Source organism: Pseudomonas sp. MS19 (genome assembly GCF_013277615.1).
GTDB lineage: Bacteria > Pseudomonadota > Gammaproteobacteria > Pseudomonadales > Pseudomonadaceae > Aquipseudomonas > Aquipseudomonas marincola.
On record NZ_VBTO01000011.1, the window covers coordinates 22,471 to 44,405 of the forward strand.

The 21,935-nt window shown below is 58.8% G+C and carries 22 protein-coding genes; 3 read left to right on the forward strand and 19 right to left on the reverse strand.

All coding sequences use genetic code 11. The features are described 5' to 3' along the window. The first annotated feature begins 164 nt into the window (after positions 1–164). Complete coding sequence (locus FEZ62_RS12065) at positions 165–1,304, forward strand: BamA/TamA family outer membrane protein (RefSeq protein WP_201970343.1); 1,140 nt, start codon at positions 165–167, stop codon at positions 1,302–1,304. A 43-nt stretch (positions 1,305–1,347) separates the two neighbouring features. On the opposite strand, the gene FEZ62_RS12070 is transcribed toward FEZ62_RS12065, so the two are convergent. The 12 genes from FEZ62_RS12070 to FEZ62_RS12125 all read right to left on the reverse strand — a co-directional run bounded on the left by FEZ62_RS12070 (position 1,348) and on the right by FEZ62_RS12125 (position 11,531). Next, positions 1,348–1,671 carry a YkgJ family cysteine cluster protein gene (locus FEZ62_RS12070; protein WP_172927796.1) on the reverse strand — a complete coding sequence of 108 codons (324 nt, stop codon included), beginning with the start codon at positions 1,669–1,671 and terminating at the stop codon, positions 1,348–1,350. Positions 1,672–1,723: 52 nt separating this feature from the next. Further along, on the reverse strand, positions 1,724–2,245 hold the full coding sequence (locus FEZ62_RS12075; protein ID WP_172927797.1) for a DUF2878 domain-containing protein: 522 nt from the start codon (positions 2,243–2,245) through the stop codon (positions 1,724–1,726). Next, complete coding sequence (locus FEZ62_RS12080) at positions 2,238–3,512, reverse strand: cyclopropane-fatty-acyl-phospholipid synthase family protein (RefSeq protein ID WP_172927798.1); 1,275 nt, start codon at positions 3,510–3,512, stop codon at positions 2,238–2,240. Before FEZ62_RS12080 ends, FEZ62_RS12075 begins: the two co-directional genes overlap by 8 nt. Beyond that, a complete protein-coding gene (locus FEZ62_RS12085) occupies positions 3,499–4,299 on the reverse strand; it encodes a DUF1365 domain-containing protein (protein ID WP_172927799.1) in 801 nt (266 codons plus the stop codon). The genes FEZ62_RS12080 and FEZ62_RS12085 overlap by 14 nt, the downstream gene beginning before the upstream one ends. Continuing rightward, positions 4,299–5,546 (reverse strand): FAD-dependent oxidoreductase, encoded by a 1,248-nt coding sequence (locus FEZ62_RS12090; RefSeq protein ID WP_172927800.1) that lies wholly within the window; start codon positions 5,544–5,546, stop codon positions 4,299–4,301. The genes FEZ62_RS12085 and FEZ62_RS12090 overlap by 1 nt, the downstream gene beginning before the upstream one ends. Continuing rightward, complete coding sequence (locus tag FEZ62_RS12095; RefSeq protein WP_090512899.1) at positions 5,543–6,316, reverse strand: SDR family NAD(P)-dependent oxidoreductase; 774 nt, start codon at positions 6,314–6,316, stop codon at positions 5,543–5,545. Before FEZ62_RS12095 ends, FEZ62_RS12090 begins: the two co-directional genes overlap by 4 nt. After that, complete coding sequence (locus tag FEZ62_RS12100) at positions 6,313–6,735, reverse strand: nuclear transport factor 2 family protein (protein ID WP_172927801.1); 423 nt, start codon at positions 6,733–6,735, stop codon at positions 6,313–6,315. The genes FEZ62_RS12095 and FEZ62_RS12100 overlap by 4 nt, the downstream gene beginning before the upstream one ends. Further along, positions 6,735–8,186 carry a deoxyribodipyrimidine photo-lyase gene (phrB, locus tag FEZ62_RS12105; RefSeq protein WP_172927802.1) on the reverse strand — a complete coding sequence of 484 codons (1,452 nt, stop codon included), beginning with the start codon at positions 8,184–8,186 and terminating at the stop codon, positions 6,735–6,737. Before phrB ends, FEZ62_RS12100 begins: the two co-directional genes overlap by 1 nt. Before the next feature lie 11 nt (positions 8,187–8,197). Continuing rightward, positions 8,198–9,160, reverse strand: coding sequence for a MerR family transcriptional regulator (locus FEZ62_RS12110; protein ID WP_069897776.1), 963 nt, complete (start codon positions 9,158–9,160; stop codon positions 8,198–8,200). Then, positions 9,157–10,125 carry a DUF523 and DUF1722 domain-containing protein gene (locus FEZ62_RS12115; protein ID WP_090512888.1) on the reverse strand — a complete coding sequence of 323 codons (969 nt, stop codon included), beginning with the start codon at positions 10,123–10,125 and terminating at the stop codon, positions 9,157–9,159. The genes FEZ62_RS12110 and FEZ62_RS12115 overlap by 4 nt, the downstream gene beginning before the upstream one ends. 186 nt (positions 10,126–10,311) lie before the next feature. Continuing rightward, positions 10,312–10,527 (reverse strand): TIGR02450 family Trp-rich protein, encoded by a 216-nt coding sequence (locus tag FEZ62_RS12120; protein ID WP_172927875.1) that lies wholly within the window; start codon positions 10,525–10,527, stop codon positions 10,312–10,314. A gap of 8 nt (positions 10,528–10,535) precedes the next feature. Further along, a complete protein-coding gene (locus FEZ62_RS12125) occupies positions 10,536–11,531 on the reverse strand; it encodes an FAD-dependent oxidoreductase (RefSeq protein ID WP_172927803.1) in 996 nt (331 codons plus the stop codon). 211 nt (positions 11,532–11,742) lie between these two features. Here FEZ62_RS12125 and FEZ62_RS12130 point away from each other — a divergent pair, with 211 nt between their 5' ends. After that, positions 11,743–12,645: a TIGR01777 family oxidoreductase gene (locus FEZ62_RS12130; protein WP_150548583.1), complete on the forward strand. Its 903-nt coding sequence runs from the start codon at positions 11,743–11,745 to the stop codon at positions 12,643–12,645. 13 nt (positions 12,646–12,658) lie between these two features. After that, positions 12,659–13,681: a ferrochelatase gene (gene hemH / locus FEZ62_RS12135; protein WP_172927804.1), complete on the forward strand. Its 1,023-nt coding sequence runs from the start codon at positions 12,659–12,661 to the stop codon at positions 13,679–13,681. A 22-nt stretch (positions 13,682–13,703) separates the two neighbouring features. Here the strand turns inward: hemH and FEZ62_RS12140 are convergent, their stop codons facing one another. The 7 genes from FEZ62_RS12140 to FEZ62_RS12170 all read right to left on the reverse strand — a co-directional run bounded on the left by FEZ62_RS12140 (position 13,704) and on the right by FEZ62_RS12170 (position 21,920). Continuing rightward, positions 13,704–15,023 (reverse strand): BatD family protein, encoded by a 1,320-nt coding sequence (locus FEZ62_RS12140; RefSeq protein WP_172927805.1) that lies wholly within the window; start codon positions 15,021–15,023, stop codon positions 13,704–13,706. Further along, positions 15,020–16,546, reverse strand: a complete 1,527-nt coding sequence (locus tag FEZ62_RS12145) for a VWA domain-containing protein (protein WP_172927806.1) — start codon at positions 16,544–16,546, stop codon at positions 15,020–15,022. The genes FEZ62_RS12140 and FEZ62_RS12145 overlap by 4 nt, the downstream gene beginning before the upstream one ends. Further along, complete coding sequence (locus tag FEZ62_RS12150; protein WP_090512875.1) at positions 16,546–17,541, reverse strand: VWA domain-containing protein; 996 nt, start codon at positions 17,539–17,541, stop codon at positions 16,546–16,548. The genes FEZ62_RS12145 and FEZ62_RS12150 overlap by 1 nt, the downstream gene beginning before the upstream one ends. Continuing rightward, on the reverse strand, positions 17,528–18,025 hold the full coding sequence (locus FEZ62_RS12155; RefSeq protein ID WP_172927807.1) for a DUF4381 domain-containing protein: 498 nt from the start codon (positions 18,023–18,025) through the stop codon (positions 17,528–17,530). The genes FEZ62_RS12150 and FEZ62_RS12155 overlap by 14 nt, the downstream gene beginning before the upstream one ends. After that, entirely contained in the window at positions 18,022–18,972 is a 951-nt protein-coding gene (locus FEZ62_RS12160; RefSeq protein ID WP_172927808.1) for a DUF58 domain-containing protein, read from the reverse strand. The genes FEZ62_RS12155 and FEZ62_RS12160 overlap by 4 nt, the downstream gene beginning before the upstream one ends. Positions 18,973–19,000: 28 nt before the next feature. Further along, the gene (locus tag FEZ62_RS12165) at positions 19,001–19,978 is read right to left on the reverse strand and encodes a MoxR family ATPase (protein ID WP_150548589.1); all 978 of its coding nucleotides are present in this window, start codon (positions 19,976–19,978) and stop codon (positions 19,001–19,003) included. Positions 19,979–20,042: 64 nt separating this feature from the next. Beyond that, a complete protein-coding gene (locus FEZ62_RS12170) occupies positions 20,043–21,920 on the reverse strand; it encodes an acyl-CoA synthetase (RefSeq protein ID WP_172927809.1) in 1,878 nt (625 codons plus the stop codon). Between the last annotated feature and the right edge of the window lie 15 nt (positions 21,921–21,935).

A 21,935-nucleotide genomic window follows, 5' to 3' on the forward strand; every position in this document is an offset into this window, starting at 1 on the left:
GACCTCGCCGCAATCGGCAGCCTGCAGTTTTATCACTCACGCATTTTGGGTGGCTTCATTGCATCACCGCAGGCTGCCAGTTGGGCTACATTAAATGCCAGACTCTGTTCGAGAGCCTTTGGATTATGTTGAAAACGTGGCAGTCCTTGCTTGTCACTCTTACTATGACACTGCCGACGTTCGCTCACGCGGATTTAAGCGATAAGTTTATTGACCCTGAAGATGGTCAAGTCGATGCCAGTAACTTTCTGGCTGAAGTACCGCACGGTTTTCTGCCGGTGCCGGGCATCATTACCGAACCCGCAGTAGGCGCTGGGCTGGCCTTGGGGGCGCTGTTCTTTCATGAGTCTGAAGAGCAGCGCAAACAGCGCACTCAAAACAAAGCCTTGCTGCCTGAAAACATCAGCATTGTCGCCGGCATGGGCACCGAGAATGGCACGTGGGCCGGCGCTATTGGGCATCTCGGCTTCTGGTTGGATGACACGCTGCGCTACCGCGGCGTGCTGGCCTACGCATCGCCCAATCTGGAGTTTTACTCACTGCCGCGAACGGGCGACTTGAGTCAGCCGATTGAGCTGAACCTGCGCGGCCCGGTGGTGTTTCAGGATCTCAAATACCGGCTTCCAGACACGCATGTGTTTGTCGGCGGTCGCCAGCTTTACCGTAAAGTGCAAGGCGAACTGGCCAACTCTCCCGATCTGTCGCGCCTGCCATTGGAGGTGCAAGATTACATCGAAAGCAACAGCGTGCGCTCGGCCACCACCTCAGGCCTGGGCCTGGTGCTTGAATACGACAGCCGTGACAACCCGTTCAATCCCCAGCACGGTTATTACTACTCCAGCAACTACACCGTTTTCGACGATGCCATTGGCAGTGATTACGACTATTCCAGCTACCAGCTTTCGGGCCTCAACTATTGGGAGCTGAACGATCAGTGGAACCTTGGGCTGCGCGTGCAGGTAGACGGGGTCAACGCGCGTGGGAGCGACGACCTGCCGCCTTACGTGCCGCCCTTCATCGACCTGCGCGGTGTGCCGAAATCACGCTACCAAGGTACCCGGGTTGGGGTCGCGGAAATCCAGTTGGACTACAAAATCAATCAGCGCTGGAAACTGGGGTTCTTCACCGGAACCGGGCGTGCAGCCGATGATTTCAGCGATTTTTCTGATGCAGAGGAAGTGAATACAGTCGGCGGCGGATTCCGCTACATGATTGCCCGGCGCTACGGCCTGGTCATGGGCGTGGATGTGGCGCGGGGCCCGGAAGATACCGCACTGTACATCCAGACCGGATCAACCTGGTAAGCCTGCTATGCAGCTTTGCTGGAGGCGGGCGACAAGCGCTCGCTTAGCGGTAAATCCCGCTCATGCCGCGTCGTTCATCCTGACACTCGGGTGAGCCCATCTCGAATTCGCGGCAGATAAGCGGGCGCTGCTGGTAAATGCTGCAGCGCATGCTGTTGCGATCAAGGGCTGCGCACCAGCCGTCGTCGAGCCTGAGCATGACCTCACCGCCCCACTCATCGGTGGCGATAAAGCGCTCTGGCACGCCGGTTTCCGTGAGCAACATGACTTCGAGCTGGCAGCAGCAGGCTGCGCAGTTCGAGCAGGCAATTTCGGGCTGCTGGGCATGCGCAATGAGAATGTTTGCGTCTGGCTTGGCATCGGTCATGCCCGCAGTCTACTCCAAGCCTGCGAGCGCCGTGATCGAAAACGCAGAAAACTCAGCGCTGGGTGCGCAAGCGTTGCTCGTACTGGCTGCGGTACAGCGAACTGAAACCGTGCAATATCGGCATGACGCCAGCCCAAATCACAGCCAGCAACAACAGCGTTGGCCATTCGCCGTGGGGCATCCGGATACCCGCCAACTCGACTCCGGCGTAGTACGAAAGCGGCCCGCCAAAGGCGCCGAGCAAACTGGCGCGCCACCACGGTTTGGCGGTCCATGCCAGGCAATGATTAAGCGTGCTGGCAAACAGCGGCCACAACAACGCCCACCACAGCGGGATAACTTTGCTCTCGACCGGCAATTGGAACAGCCCGAGGTTAAGCAGGAATGTGTCCAATGCGCTGCCGGCCAGAAACACGCTGATCAACAGTTTGCCTTCCGCGTGCCAACTGCTGGTCCAGAGCAGATGGATTGCCAGCACCGCTCCGACGATCAATAACCACAGGCTGTTCCCCGCAAGAATGCAGGTGAACCAGCCGAGTTGAAACAGCAGGGCGTTGGCCAGCAATTTAGACATCAAAACGTCCGAGTAAGGGCTGTGGTTGGGCGGCCGGTTTGGCCATGAGCAGTTGCGCGGTGCCGATGGTGCGCTCGATGAAGCCACCCTCGCAATAGCACAGATAAAACTCCCACATGCGGTAGAAGTATTCGTCGTAGCCGAGCTGCTCAAGGTTATGTCGGGCCTGATGCAGGTTATCGTGCCACATCCGCAGGGTTTTCGCGTAATGCAGGCCAAAGTCTTCCATGTGGTGCAGGTTCATGTCGGTGTGTTTACAGATCACATCGAGCATCTTGCTCACCGAGGGCAGGGCGCCGCCTGGAAATATATAGCGCTGGATGAAGTCGACGTTGTTCTTGGCCTGCTCGTAACGCTGGTCGCGAATGGTGATGGCCTGCAGCAGCATCAGCCCGTCATCTTTGAGCAGGCGCGCGCATTGGGCGAAATATTCCGGGAGGAACTTATGGCCGACAGCTTCGATCATTTCGATCGACACCAGCTTGTCATAGCGGCCCTGCAGGTCGCGGTAGTCTTCCAGCAGCAGGGTGATTTTGCTTTGCAGCCGATGGCGGTTAATCCGCTCAGCGGCATAGTCGTATTGTTCCTGCGAAAGGGTTGTGGTGGTGACTTTGCAGCCATAGTGAATGGCCGCATAAATCGCCATGCTGCCCCAGCCCGTGCCGATCTCCAGCAGGTGATCGTCGGGTTTCAGCTCGAGCTTCTGGCAGATCCGCTCAAGCTTGTTCAACTGCGCCTGTTCCAGGGTGTCTTGCGGGGTCAGGAACTGGGCGGCTGAGTACATCATGGTCGGGTCGAGAAATTGCTCGAACATGTCGTTGCCGAGATCGTAATGCGCGGCGATGTTTTTCCGCGAGCCGCTGCGGGTATTGCGATTGACCCAGTGCAGCGCCTTGATAAACGGACGGCTCAAGGTCGCCAGGCCGCCTTCCATTGCGTCCAGCACTTCCAGATTGCTGACAAACACGCGCACCACCGCCGTTAAGTCAGGCGAGGTCCAGTAACCGTGAATGTACGCCTCACCGGCGCCGATCGAGCCATTGCTGGCGACCATGCCCCAGATGGCGTCATTGTGGATGTGAAGCTCGGCGCGCAGGCTCGCCATTGCATCACCAAATACCTGGCGTTGATTGCCATCCACTACTTCAAGGGCGCCATTGCGCAATTGCGCCAGTTGGCGCATGACTGCCATGCGCAGAAAGCTTGCACCGATGCCATTGCCAGTGCGCACGGAGTCTTTGGTCGGAGTCAGGCTAGAGCTTTTCATGGCGTACTTCCTTGGAGTCCTGAAGGGCGACACTGAATTCAGTGCTGGCGCCTTGATGGCTGAAAATGGGCAGGCGTTTGAACAGCAGGCGCAGGGCCTGCCAGTAAATGGCGGCAACGGTTTTGCCGGTCATCCAGGGGAATTGCCACAGATAGCCGTGCAGGCTCTTGCGGCTGAGTTCGGTGCGTTCAAGGCTGAGGCTGGCATCGAAGACCTTGGTCTCGCCCTGCCAGTCGGCCATGAACACGCCGAGGCGGTTGGCCGGCGCGCTGAACGACATGCGGTACTCAAGATCGCGCGGCAAGAACGGTGATACATGAAAGGCCTTGGCCACAGCAAAATGTTGTTGGCCGCTGCCTGTGGCCGGGAGTACGTAGTGATAGCGCTCACGCCAGGGCGTATTGCTCACTTCGCAGAGAATCGCGGCCAGCGTGCCGTCTGCTGCATGGCAGTAGAAGAAACTCACTGGATTAAAGGCCAGGCCCCAACTGCGCGGTTGCGTGAGCAGGCAAATCGGCCCTTGTGGGATTTGCCCGATGGCCTCGCCAACGCGCTGGCGAACGGCATCGATCAGGCACATGCCACTGCGGGTGAAAGCCGGTAAAAAATCCTCTTCACGGATACACAGCGGTGCCCAGCGACTGCTGCCCGCCAGCCGCGAAAGCTTGAGCACCTGCGCTTGCTCATCAAGGTCCAGGTAAATAAAGCCCATACGATATTTAAAGCTGTGGCTTTTCGGGGTGAAGCGCCGGTGGTTGACCCAACCACTGTAAATGGCACTGTTCATTACAGCGCCTCACCGAATTCGCGAGCCACGCGCAAACCGCTGACCACACCGTCTTCATGGAAACCATTGGCCCAGTAAGCGCCGCAGAAGTAGCTATGGGCCTGGCCTTGCAGTGCTTGCCAGCGCGCTTGTGCGGCAATGCCCGCGAGGCTGTATTGCGGATGCGCATAGGTGTAGCGGGCGAGAATTTGCGTCGGGTCGATCAGTGCGGTCTGGTTGAGGCTCACACAGAAGGTGGTCTGGCTCTCGATGCCCTGCAAAATATTCATGTTGTAAGTAACGGCTGCCGATTGCTCGCTCGGCCCGCCTAAGCGGTAGTTCCAGCTGGCCCAGGCCAGTTTTCGGGTGGGCAGCAGGCGCGTGTCGGTGTGCAGCACTACATCGTTGTCGGCGTAGTGCAGGGCGCCGAGTATCTCGCGTTCCAGCGCCAGCGGTTCGGCCAGAAGTTTCAAGGCCTGGTCGCTGTGGCAGGCGAAAATCACCTTGTCGAAGCGCTCGCTACCCGCCGCGCTGTGCACAGTTACGCCCTGTTCATCACGTTCAACATTGTGCACCGGGCAGTTGATGCGGATGTGTTCTTTGAATGAGGCGCAGAGCGGTTCGACGTAGCGGCTCGAACCGCCTTCAATCACATGCCACTGCGGCCGATTGCTCACCGACAACAGGCCATGATTGTTGAAGAACCGGATGAAGAATTGCAGCGGAAAGTTGAGCATGTCCGCCAGTGACATCGACCAGATAGCCGAGCCCATCGGCACGATGTACTGATTAATAAATGCCTGGCCGTAATTGTTAGTGCGCAGGTATTCACCCAGCGTTGTGGTTTCGCTGATGCGCTGATTGTGTTGGTCGTCTGTTGCCTGACGATTGAAACGCAGAATATCGCGGGCCATGCCGAGGAATGTCGGCGAGAACAGATTGCTGCGCTGGGCAAACAGGGTGTTGAGGTTGTTGCCGTTGTACTCCAGACCAGTGTCCGGATCGTTGACCGAAAAGCTCATCTCGGTTGGCTTGTAGCGCACGCCAAGGGTGTCGAGCAGGCGAATGAAGTTGGGGTAGGTCCAGTCATTGAACACGATAAAACCGGTATCAATGGCATGCTGCTCGCCGCCCGCACTCACTTCTACGGTATGGGTATGCCCGCCAATCCAGTCGCTGGCCTCAAATACCGTTACTTGGTGCTTGCGGCTCAGCAGGTAAGCGCTGGTCAGGCCGGAAATACCGCTGCCGATGATGGCGATTTTCATGCCGGATCCTTCGCTGCAGGTTGGTTGCGCGACAAGCTCTTGCCAATCGCCAGACGCAGACGAGCCGGCAGATGGGCCAGAGTGGTAAGGCCGGCGATAAACAGTCCGGGGAAGGCGATTTCCTGCGGCCGCCGCTCCATGCGTTTGGCGATGTGGCGCGCGGCTTTTTCGGCTGGCCAGCGCATCGGCATGGGGAAGTCGTTTTCCTGGGTCAGAGGTGTATCGACAAAGCCCGGGCTGACCAGCGTGACATCGATGTGCTCGTGGGCCAGATCAATGCGCAGGGAATCAATCAGGTAGCGAATCGCGGCTTTTGAAGCGCCATAGGCCCCGGCGCGTGGCAGAGGCAGATAGGTCACTGAGCTGCCGACCGCGAGCAAATGCGGGTATTGGCCAAGACGCAGCAGCGGCAGGGCAGCCTCGATGCAATAGCTGGTGGTGAACAGATTGGAAGTGACCACGCGCTCGACCATCGCGGCTTCAAAGTGCTGGCTGTCGAGGTATTCGCAGGTCCCGGCATTGAGGATTGCCGTATCGAGTACGCCCCAACTCTGCTCGATGCGGCGGCCGATTGCGCGCACCTCTTCAACGTTGCTCAGGTCGCCGGGCACCAGCAGAACCTGCTCCGGATAACGACGCGCCATTGCCACCAGTGGCTCCACGCGACGTGCACTGAGTGCCAGTTTATGGCCCTGCTTGAGCAACTCTTCGGCCAACGCTGCGCCGATACCACTGCTGGCTCCGGTCAGCCAGATACGTCGTGCGTTCATGCCAGTCTCCTTTTGAGCCAGTTGATTACTGCGCCCATCACCGGCAAATGCTCGTAAAGCATGGCGCCGGCATCGAAATAGTCGCGGTGGTAATAGACTTTCTCCCGCCAGCGCAGGTGCGAGCAGCCGGGCACTTCAATCTGTTTGCCTGCGGCCAGCCGTGGGTGGCGAAAGCGCATGGTCCAGCGCAAGTAACCCTGACCCTCAGCGACGTAGTCGCAGCCCTCGAAGATGAATTCGATCTGCTCGACGTTGGCGTACATCTCTCTCATGTAGGCCTTGAAATCACTGAGCCCGTTGATGCTGTGCATGGGATCGGTAAACGCCAGGTCATCGCTGTACATCTCGTCCAGACGGTCGAGGTTGCCTGCATTCAGTGCGTTGAAATCGCGGGCGAATTGTTCGAGGAAATCGCTCATCAGTAGGCCGCCTCCAGGTTAAGTTCGCTGCGCGTTGGCAGATTCTTGAACGCACTGAGGGCGCGCTCGCGGCTCTTGCTCAGATCTACGATTGGCCGCGGGTAGTCGCTGAGACGGAACAGGCCGCCCATGGCATCCGGGTTGTGAATGTCCTTGTTGTTAAGGCCTATCAGTTCCGGCAGCCAACGGCGCAGAAAGCGTCCCTCTGGATCAAAGCGTTGCGACTGGCTGACCGGGTTGAAGATACGGAAGTAGGGCACTGCATCCGTGCCGGTCGAGGCGCTCCATTGCCAGCCGCCATTGTTGGCCGCCAGATCACCATCAATCAGATGGCGCATGAAGAAGCGCTCACCTTCGCGCCAGTCGATCAACAGGTTCTTGGTCAGGAACATCGCCACGACCATGCGCAACCGGTTGTGCATCCAGCCGGTTTCCAGCAGTTGGCGAATCGCCGCATCAATAATCGGTATTCCGGTGCGGCCCTCTTGCCAGGCCGCAAGGTCTTGCGGTGCTTTACGCCAAGGCAGGTATTCGGTTTGCAAGCGGAATGCGCGGTGACGGCACACGCGCGGATAACCCACCAGAATATGCTTGTAGAACTCGCGCCAGAGCAGTTCGTTAATCCAGGTTACGACACCGTTGTTGCCATCGGAAAACTCACCGTGGTTATGCAGCAAGGCCTGCTGTAAACACTGGCGCACCGAGATCACGCCCGCTGCCAGATAGCTGCTCAACTGGCTGGTGCCGGGCACTGCGGGCAGGTCGCGGGCAGTTTGGTAGTCGCGAATGTGCTCATCAGCAAAGCGCTGCATACGCTGTTGCGCAACCTCCTCTCCGGCGGGCCAGAGCGCTTGTAAGGTCGTACTCGGCGATGCAAATCCGTCGACCGATTGCGGGACTTCATCGGCTTTGATCGACAATTCGGCCTGCGCCTTCGGGGTGTCGACAATGGCTGGAACGGCGCGCTGCAAGTGCTGATAGCAGACCTTGCGAAATTGGCTGAATACCTGAAAGTACTGGCCAGCCTGGGTCAGGATGCTGCCGGGTTGAAACAGCAGTTGGTCGAAGTGGCTGCTCCAGCGCACGCCGTGATTGTCCAACTCAGCGGCAACGGCGTTATCTCGCTGCGTCTCGTTGATGCCGTATTCCTCATTGACGTGCACGGCCGAAACAGACAGCTGCTCGCACAATTGGGCAATGACCTGCGGCGCCTGCTCCCAGAGGTCGGCGTTACGCACCAGCAGGGGCACATTGAGTTCTGCCAGTGCAGCGCTCAGCTCGGCAAGGTTGCGCAGCCAGAAGTCGACCTTGCACGGCGCGTCATCGTGGCGCGCCCATTGTGCAGGGCTCAGGAGAAACACGGCCACGGTAGGGCCTGCGTCCATGGCGGCGGCAAGTGCGCTGTTGTCGCTGACTCGCAGGTCTGTGCGAAACCACATTAATTGATTCATTGAGCGTCCTGTCAGCTATTCAGCAAATCGAGATCGGATAAGGCGTGTACGCTCGCCAGCGGGTCGCGGGCGATCAGCAACTGGCTGTTATCTGCCGCCAGTTGCTCCAGCAATTGCTGATGAATTTCTACGGTCGCGCCGGTAATCAGGCAGGGGCAATCACAGCTGCCAATCAACTTCGGCAATTGCTGGCTGTTCAGGCTCTGGCTGGAATGCAGGAGCAGAGCGCGCGGCTGGACGTGTTCAGCAATCAGTGCCAGTTCGGCCGCCGGAATTGGCCAGTCGTATACTTCTACCGGGCATTCGGCGCTGCTCACCAGCCAGGCGCTGAGCCAAAGCTCCGGCGCCATCGGCAGGTCGGACAAGTTGATCATCAACACCGGTGCCGAGTTGTGCTGGCGGTTGTTGTGATACACCCGCGCGCCCAGTTTGCTGCGCAGCCACGAGTAGAAAAACACTTGCTCGACCTGGCTGCCGAACTGACCCTGCCAGCGTAATTGCAGGGCATCGAGTAACGGTTTGAGCAGTTGCGTATACAGCGTGTGCGGCGGATAGACAGCCAGCTCACGATTCAAACATTCATCGAGGCTGCGCTCGTTGAGGCTGTAGATTGCGCTCTGCATGTGCAGGCATTTTTGCTGCCACTGCGAATCAGCTTCCTGCACCTGAGCGTTGTTGCCGCGCAGCAGCCCCTTGACCTGGCTGACCGCAACGCCGCGATTGAGCCACGTCAGGATCGCCTGAATGCGCTCGACATGATTCTGGTGATAGAGGCGATGACCCTTGGGCGTGCGGTGCGGCACGATCAGGCCATAACGGCGCTCCCACGCGCGCAGGGTAACCGCGTTGACGCCGGTAATGCGCGCGACTTCGCGAATCGGCAAATAGCCTTCGGCGATGGCGCTCTGGTAGTCATCGCCAGCATTTTGCCCAGGCTCCGCCTGATCCGGCGGCAACGCGTGTTGCTCGCTCATATGGCGTTCCGCAGGCTGAGGTTTTCGGGATGCGGCTGCAGATAAACCTGCTGCGCAATATAACGATCAGGGTGTTGGCGCAGGTGATGCTTGAGCAGTGTCAGCGGCACCACCAGCGGCACGATGCCCTGACGGTATTGGCCGATAAGTTGCTGCATTTCCTGCTTTTCCTCACTGCTCAGCGACTGTTTCAGGTAGCCGCTGAGATGCTGCAACACGTTGCTGTGCGTGCGACGTGTTGCACAGGTTTTCAAGGCGCGCATCAGCTCGCTGAAATAATGTTCGGCCAACGGCTTGAGTTCCTGCTTGGCCATGTTGCCGAGCAAACGCCCAAGTGCTTTGTATTGCAGAGGGTTGGTTGCCATCAGCAGGTACTTGTAGCGCGAGTGAAACTCAATGAGGCGATGACGGCTCAGGCCGTCTTTGCACAGTTGTTGCCACTGCGCATAGGCAAAAACGCGGGTCAGGAAGTTTTCTCGCAAGACCGGATCGTTCAGGCGGCCATCTTCTTCAACCGGCAGGTTGGGGTGGCGCTTGCAGAACTCGCGGGCAAATATGCCCTGGCCTTTGGGTTCGCTCGGGCGGCCGTTGTCCTGATACACCTTGACCCGGTTGACCCCGCATGAAGGCGACTGCTGCATGAAGATATAGCCGCTGATATCGGTGAGTTCGCCTGCCATGCGCGAGCCGTAATCGGCCAGCTTCGCGGTCACGTCGAACTCGCGATCAACCGTGCCGACGGCACGTGGCGCATCGGGATCACCGACCAGACGGATGGGCTCGCGAGGGATGCCCAGGCCGATGGCCACTTCCGGGCAGATGCCGATGAAGTCGAAATACTCAGTCAGGGTGCGGCTGCACAGCCGCGATTCCTTGTGCCCGCCGTTGTAGCGGACTTCGGAGCCGAGCAGGCAGGCGCTGATGCCTATTTTGGGTTTACGGACTGAAGTGTTTTGGCTGTTCATGGCAGGCCCTGTGATAAATACTTGTACGAAAATTATTCTCCGTACAACTTTTTCTATCATAGGATCAGAATTGTACAAGTCAAATTATTTGTATAGATATTGCATCGATATTTTTCAGAATGTGTCGCAAGGCGGGCAGAGGCAGTGCTCAGCAGAGTTGTACAGGCGGGGATTTGTGGCGGGGAGTTAGCGCCAGCCGGTAAGCCATTGGTCTGCGTTGCGCAGGGCTTGCCAGTCGAGGCGTTGCGAGCGTTTGCTGTAAACCGCTTCAAGTTCTACTGCAATCACCTCGTCGTTTTCATTGAGGTGTAATTGGGTCACCAGAAAGTGTTTTTCGCGATTGCGCGGTTGTGCTGCCGTCCATTTCGACAGCAGCAACTTGCGCGGGTTGAGTCGGTGCAGGGGCGCGGTCACTGTTGCAGGTTTTCCAGCAGACGCCGTGCCGCTTCCTGGCCGCTGAGCCAGGCACCTTCCACCCGGCCAGACAAACACCAGTCGCCGCAGGCATAAATGCCCAGATCGGAATCCACCAGCACGCCAATCGAGTGCGCACCGGCTGGGCGCGCATAGAGCCAGCGATGAGCCAGGCTGAATGAAGGCGGCGGTACTGAGCAGCCAATCATCTCGGCGAACGCACCATGCAGTTGTTCGATGACCTGCTCTTTGGGCATGTCCAAATGTTGTTTGCTCCAGGCGCTGCTGGCATGCAGCACCCAGGTGTCCATCACATCCTCACGCCCCGGTTTGCTGCGGTTGCGGGCAACCCAGTCGAGTGCATCGTCTTGTACAAAGCAGCCCTGCACATTGCTATCAAGGGCGTTTTCAAAGGCCAGGGCAACAGCCCACGTTGGCTCCATTGCAACACTTGCAGCAGCGCTGGCCAGTTTCGGTGCTGCCGCGAGCAGGGTCGATGCCTGGGGGGCGGGAGTGGCGATAATCACCTGGCAAAATGGCCCGTAGTTTGTGCCTTCGCTGTCTTGCAGGCTCCAGTGTTCTTCGCCGCGAATGACCTCGGTAATCCGGCAGGAGAAGTGCACCGGCAAATCACCCAGCATGCCGCGCGTAATTGAACTCATGCGCGGGCTGCCTACCCATCGTATTTGCTCGTCTGGGGACGGGCTCAACTCGCCATGTTTGTAATTGTAAAGGCTGGGCGTCCATTCACTGACCCAGCCACGCGCCTGCCATTGCTGCACGGCCTCAACAAAGCGGCGGTCACGTGCGGTGAAATATTGCGCGCCCAAATCCAGTGAGCCTGCATCGCTGCGCTTGCTGGACATGCGCCCGCCACTGCCACGGCTCTTGTCGAATAGTTGTACCGCGTAGCCGGCACTCTGCAAGCTTTGCGCTGCGGAGAGCCCGGCGATACCGGCACCGATAATGGCGATGGGAGCTGAAGCGGTCATGGTTAGCCTCGTAAGTCTGGCGCAGTGTGCAAATTATACTAGAGCTGTACAAAATATTCTTAATGTATAAGAGTATAGGCCGTGGTTACTTGCATGCCTGTGCTTAGGATTAGCTATCTTGATAGTAACGGATGCTGATTTGTGTGTACCAATAGACTAGCTCAAGCATCCCGTGGTTCACCAAATCCTGATGTGTAAAGAGGGTGATGTCATGCATATTTTGCTCACCGGCGGTACTGGCCTGATAGGTCGGGGCTTGTGTCATTTATGGGCTGGGCAAGGACACCAGCTGACTGTGCTGAGCCGCACGCCCGAACGCGTAGCAGAGCTTTGCGGGGCCAAGGTGCGTGGCATTGCGGCGTTGGCTGAGGTGTCTGACGAGCCACTCGATGCGGTGATTAATCTGGCTGGCGAGCCGATTGCCGATAAGCCCTGGAGTAGTGAGCGCAAGACGCTGCTCTGGTCGAGCCGGATTGGTTTAACCGAAGAGTTGGTGGCCTGGCTGGGCCAGCGCGCACAGAAACCTGCGGTGTTGGTCTCGGGCTCGGCCGTGGGTTGGTATGGTGATGGCGGTGAGCGCGAGTTGGCTGAGGATGTGCCGCAGGTAACCAATGATTTCGCCGCGCAATTGTGCAACGCCTGGGAGGAAGCCGCCATGCGTGCTGAAGCGCAGGGGATTCGCGTTGTGTTGGTGCGAACCGGTCTGGTTTTGGCAAACAAACAGGGCTTTCTCAAGCGCCTGATCCCGCTCTACAAAATGTGTATGGGCGGCAATGTCGGCAGCGGTCGGCAATGGATGCCCTGGGTGCATCTGGCGGATGAAATCGGCGCCATAGATTTTCTTATGCATCACCAAAGCGCCAGCGGCCCTTATAATGTCTGCTCGCCGCATCCTGTTCGTAACCGTGAGTTTACTTATGAGCTGGCGCACGCTCTGAGTCGCTTTGCTGTGTTACCTGTACCCAGCATCGTTTTGCGCATGGCGCTCGGCGAGATGTCCGGTTTACTGCTCGCTGGTCAGCGTTGTGTTCCGCAGCGTTTGCTCGACGCCGGTTACAAGTTTCGTTTCACTCGATTGGATGTGGCGCTCGCGGATCTGTTGAGTACCCACTGAATTAGGATTTTGCATGACCGATCACGCTCTGCTGCTGGTTAACTTGGGCTCTCCTGCCTCGACTGATGTTGCTGACGTGCGCAGCTACCTCAATCAATTTCTCATGGACCCATATGTAATCGATCTGCCGTGGCCGGTGCGCCGGCTGCTGGTGTCGCTGATATTGATCAAACGCCCGGAACAATCCGCCCACGCGTACGCCTCGATCTGGTGGGAGCAGGGCTCGCCGCTGGTGGTGCTCAGCCAACGCCTGGCCGAAGCCATGCGCAGTGAATGGCAGCACGGGCCGGTGGAGCTGGCCATGCGTTACGGTCAGCCCTCGATCGAGTCCAGCCTCAAGCGCCTTGCCGCAAAGGGCGTCACCCAAGTGACATTGGCGCCGTTGTATCCGCAGTTTGCGGACAGCACCACCACCACGGTGATCGAGGAAGTGAAGCGGGTAATGCGTGACAACGCCATGAACATGCGCTTGTCGATTGTCGCGCCGTTTTACGATCAGCCCGAGTACATCGATGCATTGGTCGCCAGCGCCGCGCCGCATTTGCAGCAGGAATATGACCACTTGCTGCTGAGCTTTCATGGCTTGCCCGAGCGTCACTTGCGCAAGCTCGACCCCACTGGCCATTGCCTTAAAGGGGCGGACTGCTGCCAGACCGCGTCGGATGAAGTGGTTGCCCGTTGCTACCGCGCACAGTGCATTCGCAGCGCCGAGGCGTTTGCCCGGAAAATGGGGCTGGCCGATGGCACATGGTCGGTCTCGTTCCAGTCACGACTGGGGCGTGCAAAATGGATCGAACCTTACACCGAGCCACACTTGCAGGCGCTTGCTGCGCAAGGGGTAAAAAAGGTGCTGGTCATGTGTCCGGCGTTTGTCGCCGACTGCATCGAAACCCTGGAAGAGATTGGTGATCGCGCCAACGAGGTGTTCATCGAAGCAGGCGGTGAATCGCTGCAACTGGTGCCGTGCCTGAATGATCATCCCGAGTGGGTTAAAGCGCTGGGTGCGTTGTGTGCCCGCGCACCGCAGCAACTTTAACCCTGGCAGAAGCGCAGCGCGGTTAATGCGGGTTGAGTGGCCTTAACGCTGGCTTGTGCGCACGTTCAGTGCGCTTGTTGGCCGCCCGACGCAGATTCGGCAGGGCGTCCAGCAAATCCTCCACCGCCTGCGGGTTGGTAGTTTGCTGAGCATAGCGTTGCTCGATAAACCGGCTCAGCCGCTTGGCCAATGATGGCGGCAACAACTGCATGAACTGGCGCAGGCTCTTACGTTGGGTGCGGCGCTGCAGCCACAGGTAAAAAGCCCCCAGTTGCGGTTGCGGCTGTTTCAGCTGCGGGCCCACCTGACGCCAGGCAAATAGCGCAGAGGCTCGCCATTGTTGCTTGATTCGCGCGCGCTGAGCCTGATAAACACGGCGGCCGCGCCAGATTAACGGACGCGCGTAGTACGCCACCACAGTCAGCAATACCGCGCCCAATAGCAAGCTCAACCAATATTGCGAGAGATGTATACGGGTGCTCTGGCCCAGTTGCTCAAGGTCCTGCTCAACCGAGAACGGAGTTTTTAGCGGCGCTCTGGCGGCGGCCTTGAACTCGACAGCGTCAATGCTGGTTTCGCGCAGGGTGTTGGCGCTGCTGTCCCACCATTTGAGCTTAAGTGGCGGCAGACTGAAATCGCCTTCACGTTCGACCACATAGACTTGCCGATCAACGCGCTGGCCGCCGGTTTTGTGGCCGCGACCATCTTCAAGATCGGTCACTTCAGGCTCACGTTTATACAGGCGCAGGCCATCGACTGCAGGTGCTTCAAGCGTTGGCAAATTTAGCGCCAGAGAGTCTTGGGCCTTGAGGTGCAGCTCGCGGGTAATGCTGTCGCCTACCTTCAGCGGTTGCGCGGAATAATGGATTGATTGCTGCCAGTCGAGTGCGCTGGCCACCAACGGCACTTCATCTGCGGCGAAGCTCGGAGGCTGCGCGGCGCTGAAGGATATGGGCTGTGTGCTGGCGCTAAGCGGGGCACTAGCCTGGCCGACGCTGGCCTCGATGGTTAACGCCGGTATGGAAAAATTGCCGGCTTGGTGCGGGGTAATCAGGTAGCTGTAGCTCGCGCCAAACAGGGTCTTGCCGGCCTGTTTGCGGCTGATGTTCTGGGCCCGGCCGTTGCTCGGGATTACGCTTGCGCCCGACAGTTTCAGCTCTGGCAAATCCGGCGCGGCAGTCAGCCAGGTTTCGACCAGCACATCAATTTGCAGCCTCACGGTGCTGCCAACCACAATGTTTTGGTCCGGAACCAGCCGTGCGGTTACCTGTAATTCGGGTTCGCTGGCGTGGGCGGAAAATGACAGCGCGAGCAAGCTGAGCAGTAGCAGCCAGGATTTCATTGTGCGGTACCTGCGGCAGTTCTGGCTGCATTTTGCATGGAGAATTTTTGCTTGAGGAATTTCGCCGGTGAGGTGCTGAGGTTCTGTAGCCACAACTCATCGCTGATCGCCTTGCCGGCTTTCAATTCGGTTTCCTTGCCGCGATCACTCGTATTGTCGAACTTCAACTCGTCAGCTTTATCGCCAGGCAGGTTCTCGGCGTCTTCAAAGCTCTTCTCTTGCAGGGCCAGGGTCAGTTTCAGGTTGGCCTTGGCTTCGGCAAAGTCCGGCTGCAATGCCAAGGCGCGTTTGTAGGCCTCAATTGCCGGGGCAAACTGAAACAGGCGCACTTGGCTATTGCCCAGATAGAACTGGCCCCGAGCGGTATCCAGGGTGCTGAACGTGCTCACGGCCAGCTTGTAATCAGACGCCTGATAGGCGGCGATGCCTTTCCAATATGGATCTTTGAAGTGCGCGGCAGCGGCCGGCAGATGGCCATGCTCAAAGGCCCAGCGGCCTTGCTGGTCGGGCGTTAAAAAGGCGTCCGCGAAGCCACCCGCTTGCGCCGGTGCCGGTTGCGCCAAGCCAACGCCGAGTACGATTGCCGCGCTCCAACTGATACTCCAGCCACGCCGAATGCACAGCAGTGCGATCAGCAACAGCGGCCACACCAACCAGTATCCGGCGTCTTTCCAGCGTGTTTCGTTGGCATCGCCGCTGGCAGCCTTGAAGTGCTTCTGCGCATGCAACTCAATCCAGTCGAGGTCGTCATCATTCAGGGTCAGGCTGCCGAGCGGTGCATCCAGCGCGTGCGCCAATTGCTCCAGGCCTGGGCGATCAAAATTGGACGCCTCAGAGCCCACCGCCAGTATCAACACTTGCAACAGGCTGCCCTTGAGTTGCTGTTGCAGCGCATCAAGCTGCGAGGTGTCGGCGCCATCGCTGATAATCACCAGGCTGCCGGGGGCTTTTTCGGCGGCAAGAATCCGTTTGGCCTGCTCGACCACTTGCAGCAGATTCTTGCCGGGCATCTCCAGCAGCGAACTGCTCAGGGGCTCAATGAAGCTGTTCAACAGCGCCGGGTCATCGGTGGCCGGCAACACAATGTGTGCGCTGCCCGCATAGGCGATCAGTGCGGTGTGCGCGTTGCCACGGCGTTCGACCAGATCATGCAGTTTGTTCTTGGCCGCTTCCAGGCGACTCGGCGGCACGTCGCGGCTGTCCATCGAGGGCGACAGATCAAGCGCCAGAATCAGCGGCGCGTGGTTATCGACAAAATCTGGGCGGTCTTCCTGCCAGGTCGGCCCCGCAGCGGCAATGGCGCCAATAATCAAGATCGCGGCGCACAGATGCACGGGTCGCAGGCGATGATTGTCCTGCGGTGTCAGCAGCAGATAGTCGAGCAGGTGCGGCGCGATCTTGCCGTTCAACCGGCGCTGCATACTCTGGCCGTTGCGCCAGATAATCGGCAACAACAACCCGGGCACCAACAGCAAAAGCCAGAGTGGGCGGATGAAGTGCAGGGCAGACAAGTCAATGTCCATCAGCTTTCCTTGCTGTGCGGATGCATGCGTGGCAAACGTGCAGCGGCAATTGCCAGTAGATGGTAAAGGCACAGCAGCAACAGCGCCGCGCCGAGTGGTAGCCAGAACCAGTCACGTTTGGGCTGATGGCTGAGGGTTTTGACATCATGCGGCGTCATGGCATCGAGTGTGGCGTACACCTGTTCCAGCGCCGAGCTGTCATCGGCGCGAAAGAAGCGGCCGTTGCTGGTGCGGGCAATGCGTTTCAGCGCAGTGAGATCCACCTTGTCTTCGCCGCTGGCTTTGGGGTCGCCAATGGCGATGGTGTGTATGACGATGTCATGGTTCTTCGCCATGATGGCGGCATGCTGCGGTTCGATAGCGCTGCTGGTGTCATTGCCATCAGTGAGCAGGATCAGGACTTTTTCGCGCTCTTTAGCGGCGTCAAGCAACTTGATACTCAGGCCGATGGCATCGCCAATCGCGGTGTTGGGCCCGGCCATGCCAATGGCGGTTTCGTCGAGCAGAATATCCAGGCTTGAGTGATCGAGGGTCATCGGCGCCTGAGCAAAGGCACCGCTGCCGAACACGATCAAGCCGATCCGGTCATTCTGGCGTTTGTCGATAAAGCCTTTGACTACCGCTTTGACCGCGCTCAGGCGGTCGATAAGCTGGCCGTTTTCATCGCGGTAGTCGCGCGTTTCCATGGACTGCGAAATATCGATGGCGAGCATCATGTCGCGCACCGGTTGCTGACGCACGATGGGTTTCTCGACTTCCACAGGCCGTGCTGCAGCCAGTAAAAGCAGCGCCCAGATCAACAGATTAAGCAGCAATTGCCAGCGATCATGTCGATTGTTCTGGGCGTCTGGCGTGGCGCCAATGGCTTGCAGCATGGCCTTGAAAAAAGGCACGCGCACGGCACTGCGGGCTTCGCGATAAGCGGGCAACAGGCGATAAACCAGCCAGGGTAATGGCAGCAACACCAGCAGCCAGAGGTATTCAAACTGCCACATGGTGCGTCTCCAGCCAGTGGCGACTGGTCGCGAGCAGTTGCTGCGCGTCCAGTTGCTCAAGCCTCGCCGCTGGGGCGTAGCTCAGTAATGCCAGTTGCGTGGCAAAGTTCTCGGGCAGCGGTTGGGCGCTGGTCTTGGCCAGAAATGCCTGCCAGCGCGCCCCGCTCAATTCTGCCACCGGAGGGTTTGTGGGCATCGACAGGGCCGTGCGTTTGAGCAATTCGGGGAGTTCACGCAGCGCCGCGACTGCCTGAGTCGGATCGCTGCTTTGCGCCTGCTGATTGAGTTGCTGCCACTGTTGCAGCGCCTCACGGCGATAGCGATTACGCCGCCAGCGTTGCACGCGTCTCCAGGCGTAAATCAGCGCCACCGCACCGATCAGCGCAAGCAGTGCCAGCCAACCCCAGGTTTGCGGCATGTAGCTGATCGGTTCCGGCAGCGGCAACTCGATGAGCTGGCTGATCAAGGGTGAGTCGTTACTCATCGGTGCACCTCATGCAGGCGCCCGAGTTCGCGGCGTAATTGGCTTAAGGCATCTTCAGCGGTGCTGATCATCAGCAGTGGCACCTGGCTGCGCCTTAACAGCTTGGCGACATCGCGCAGGCGGCCGGTGAGAAACTCGCCGAGTGGCTGGCGAATGTGCTTTTTATCAATCGCCAACTCGACCTGCAGCTCACCCTGAGTGACCCGTATGCGTCCGCTGTCGGGCAAGGCCAGCGCCGTTGGGTCATAAACCTGCATGGCAATGACATCGTTGTGACTGGAGAGCTGGCGCAGCAGTTGCAATGTGCGCGGGGTGGCGCCGGCAAAGTCGCTGACGATGCACAGGGTGTGGTCGTGACTGGCCAGATTAAGGCAGCGCTGCAACACCGTGTCGAGTTGTGTGTCGTGCTCGACCTCGGCAATGCCCGCATTCAGCGCCTGATTATGCTGGCAGATACTCGCGCAGAGTGCCTGCACGCGGGCGCGACTGCGCAGGGGCGCGAAGCTTTCAATCTGCTGGTCGTCAAATACCAGGCCGCCGACCCGGTCACCACTGTGAAATGCGATCCAGGCGGCGAGGGCGGCCAGTTCCGCCGCTGTTGCCGATTTAAAACTTCGGCTTGAGCCAAAGAACATGTTGATGCGCTGGTCGACCACCACCAGCATCGGCCGGTCGCGTTCTTCGCTGAATGAACGCACAAAGGGTTTGCCGGTGCGCAGCGAGGCGCGCCAGTCGAGGTGGCGCAGGTCGTCGCCTGGCTGATAACGACGCAGTTCATCAAAATTCAGCCCGCGACCGCGCATGCGCGATGCGTGGTTGCCAGCGAGGATGCTTGCGCGTGGTTGCCGGGCGGCAAAACTCAGGCCGCGTGCAGGCGTTTGCAGCGCCATTAATTGGCTGAGCGACACGTAGACGAAGCCATCGGTTTTATCGGCGGGCGCAGTCATGGGCAATCCTGATTATCGGCGGCGGTGCTCATGCCGGAACGGCGACGACATCGAGCATACGCTGCACCACCTGATCGGCGCTGACCCCGTCGGCCACTGCGTCGTAGCTCAGTTGCAGGCGATGACGCAGAACCGGCAGCATGATTGCGCGCACATCATCCGGGGAGACAAAGTCCTGGCCTTCGAGCCAGGCATGCGCCCGTGCTACCCGGTCCAGACTGATCGCGCCACGGGGGCTGGCGCCGATGGCAATCCAGCGGGCCAGGTCGGCGTCGTAATCGGCGGCAGAGCGGCTGGCGTTCACCAGGTCAATCAGATAGCGGTCAATGCTCTCGGCGACATGGATCTCACTGATCTCAAGGCGGGCTTTGAACACCAGCGCCGGATCCAGCCGCTGCACCGCCGGGCGATCGCCCTTGAGGCCCTGCTTTTCTTCGGCGCGAAGCAGACGCAGCACCTCACTTTCATTTTCTGCCGAGGGATAATCCAGTTGCACCTTCATCAGGAAGCGGTCCATTTGCGCTTCAGGCAGCGCATAGGTGCCTTCCTGTTCGATCGGGTTCTGCGTCGCCAGCACCATGAACAACTCCGGCATGGCGTGACTTTCACCCGCCACGGTGATCTGGCGTTCTTCCATGGCCTCCAGCAACGCCGCCTGGACCTTGGCGGGTGCGCGGTTGATCTCGTCGGCGAGGATGATATTGCCGAACAGCGGGCCCGGCTCGAAACGGATCTGGTTTTGCCCGTCTTTGCTGTGCAGGACCTCGCCGCCGGTAATGTCCGATGGCAGCAAGTCGGGGGTGAACTGGATGCGGCTCATGCGCGTGTCGAGGTGTTCGGCCAACGCTTTCACCGTGCGTGTCTTGGCCAGACCCGGCAGGCTTTCGAGCAGTACATGGCCGTTGGCCAACAGCCCCAGCAATACTTGACGCACTACATCATCCTGACCGAGTACCGACTCGCCAATACGGCGTTGCAAGTCCAGAAATTCGTTGCGAATGCTCATAAATCTCCCTTTTCGTACAACGCGTGCAGGTATTCAGGTGAATACCTGCGCGGTGAATTTCAACTCAGCCCTGATTCACCTCAAGACAGAATGTGTAGTCGGCCAGCGCCTGTTTAACCGTGGCAGCGGATTCGGCAGCGGTCGACACAATCACGCATTGGCCGAGCTTCTTGTCGACCCGTACGGCCACTTTGAATGGTGTTTGCAGCAGGGCATTCAACTCATCAGTGACCATCTGTTCAATCAGTTGATTGCGCAGTTGCGGCTTGAAGATTTTGCCGACGGCGGTCAATGGCATGGCCTCAACCAAGTGAATCTCTTTGGGCACGGCCGCTTTCTCGTGAATGCTTGCCTGGGCGTGGCGCATCAGCTCGTCATGGCTGACGCCAGCGCCTTTTTGCAATTGCAGGAAAATAACCGGCACCTCGCCAACCCGCTTGTCCGGCTTGCCGATCGCCACGGCTTCGGCAACTTCTGGATGCTGGTAGAACGCTTCCTCGATCATTTGCGGGTCAATGTTGTGGCCGCCGCGAATAATCAAGTCTTTGCTGCGGCCGGTCAGCCACAGATAACCGTCTTCGTCGAGGCGTCCGAGATCGCCGGTGTTGAACCAGCCTTCGGCAATCCACTGGCCCTCGTTCTGCTGCGCCTGCTTGTAGCCACTGAAAACATTGGGTCCGGAGATGGCTACGCAGCCCGGCTCATTGACCGCGCAATCACGCAGCCACTTGCCCTGTGCATCGACTTCTACAATGCGAATTTTCAGATAGGGCAGGGGTAAACCGACTGAGCCTACCCGGCGTTCGCCGTGTTTAGGGTTGACCGTGCTGCCGCAGGTGCCTTCGGTTTGGCCGTAGGCTTCGAGCAGAACGATACCGGTTTTACGCTCGAACTTACGCATCAATTCAGTTGCCAGCGGCGCTGCGCCGCAGAGGGCGACATCAAGCGATGACAAATCATGGCCCTCGCTTGGCTTGTCGAGCAGGCCACTGAGAATGGTCGGCACACAACTGAAAAACGAGACGCGATAGCGCTCGACCAATGCCCAGAAATTGTCCATCAGCGCCGGTGTGCGGTAGCCCGCAGGCGTTGCCAGAATCACCTCGGCGCCGACCAGCCACGGTGCCAGGCCGGTGACGAACACACCGTTGACGTGAAACAACGGAAGGCCGCAGAGGCACTTACTGTGCGCGTCCAGATTAACCACGCTGGCCATCTGATAGCAGCACACCAGCTCGTTGCGGTGGGTGTGTGGCGCCAGTTTGGGCGTGCCAGTGGTGCCGCCGGTATGAAAGTACGAGGCGATGTCGTCCGGGGCGAATTGGCGACCACTGATAAGCCGGTCTGCGGGTTGCGCCTTGATCGTTGCGTCGAAGTCGAGCACCTCGTCGCTTAGGTGTTGCGAGCCGTCTGCGTTGGGGGCGAGGTTGACGGTGAGAATATGGCTGAGGCAGGGCGCCAGTTGCTTGATGGCCTGAGCTTTTTGCCACAAGTCGCTGCCTTGCATTGGCGCCAGCGTGATCAGTACTTTTGACTGCGCTTCATTAATGATGGCGGCAATATGCTCGACTTCGAGCAGCGGGTTGATCGGGTTGAAAATCCCGGCCGCTTCCGCGCCCCAGATGGCCAGGTGAGTTTGCGGCAGGTTGGGCAGCAGCATCGAAACCACGCTGTGCTTGTCTACGCCCAGCCGATGCAAGGCGTTGGCAGTCTGGGTGACGCCAGCGAAGAGTTGGCGGAAGCTCAGATTGATCGATTGTTCATCAAGCGTCGCTTTCGGCAGAAAGCGCAATGCGACCTTGTCGCCGTAAGTGGCGGCCGCATTTTGCAGTAGTTCGTAGGTGCTGTTGGGCAGCGCCAAGTCGGTTTCGGCAGTCTGTTCCAGTGCGTGAATGTCCGCGATGGTTGAGATATGCAAATCGGGGAGAGGAAAAACACCCATGTACACAATCCTTGG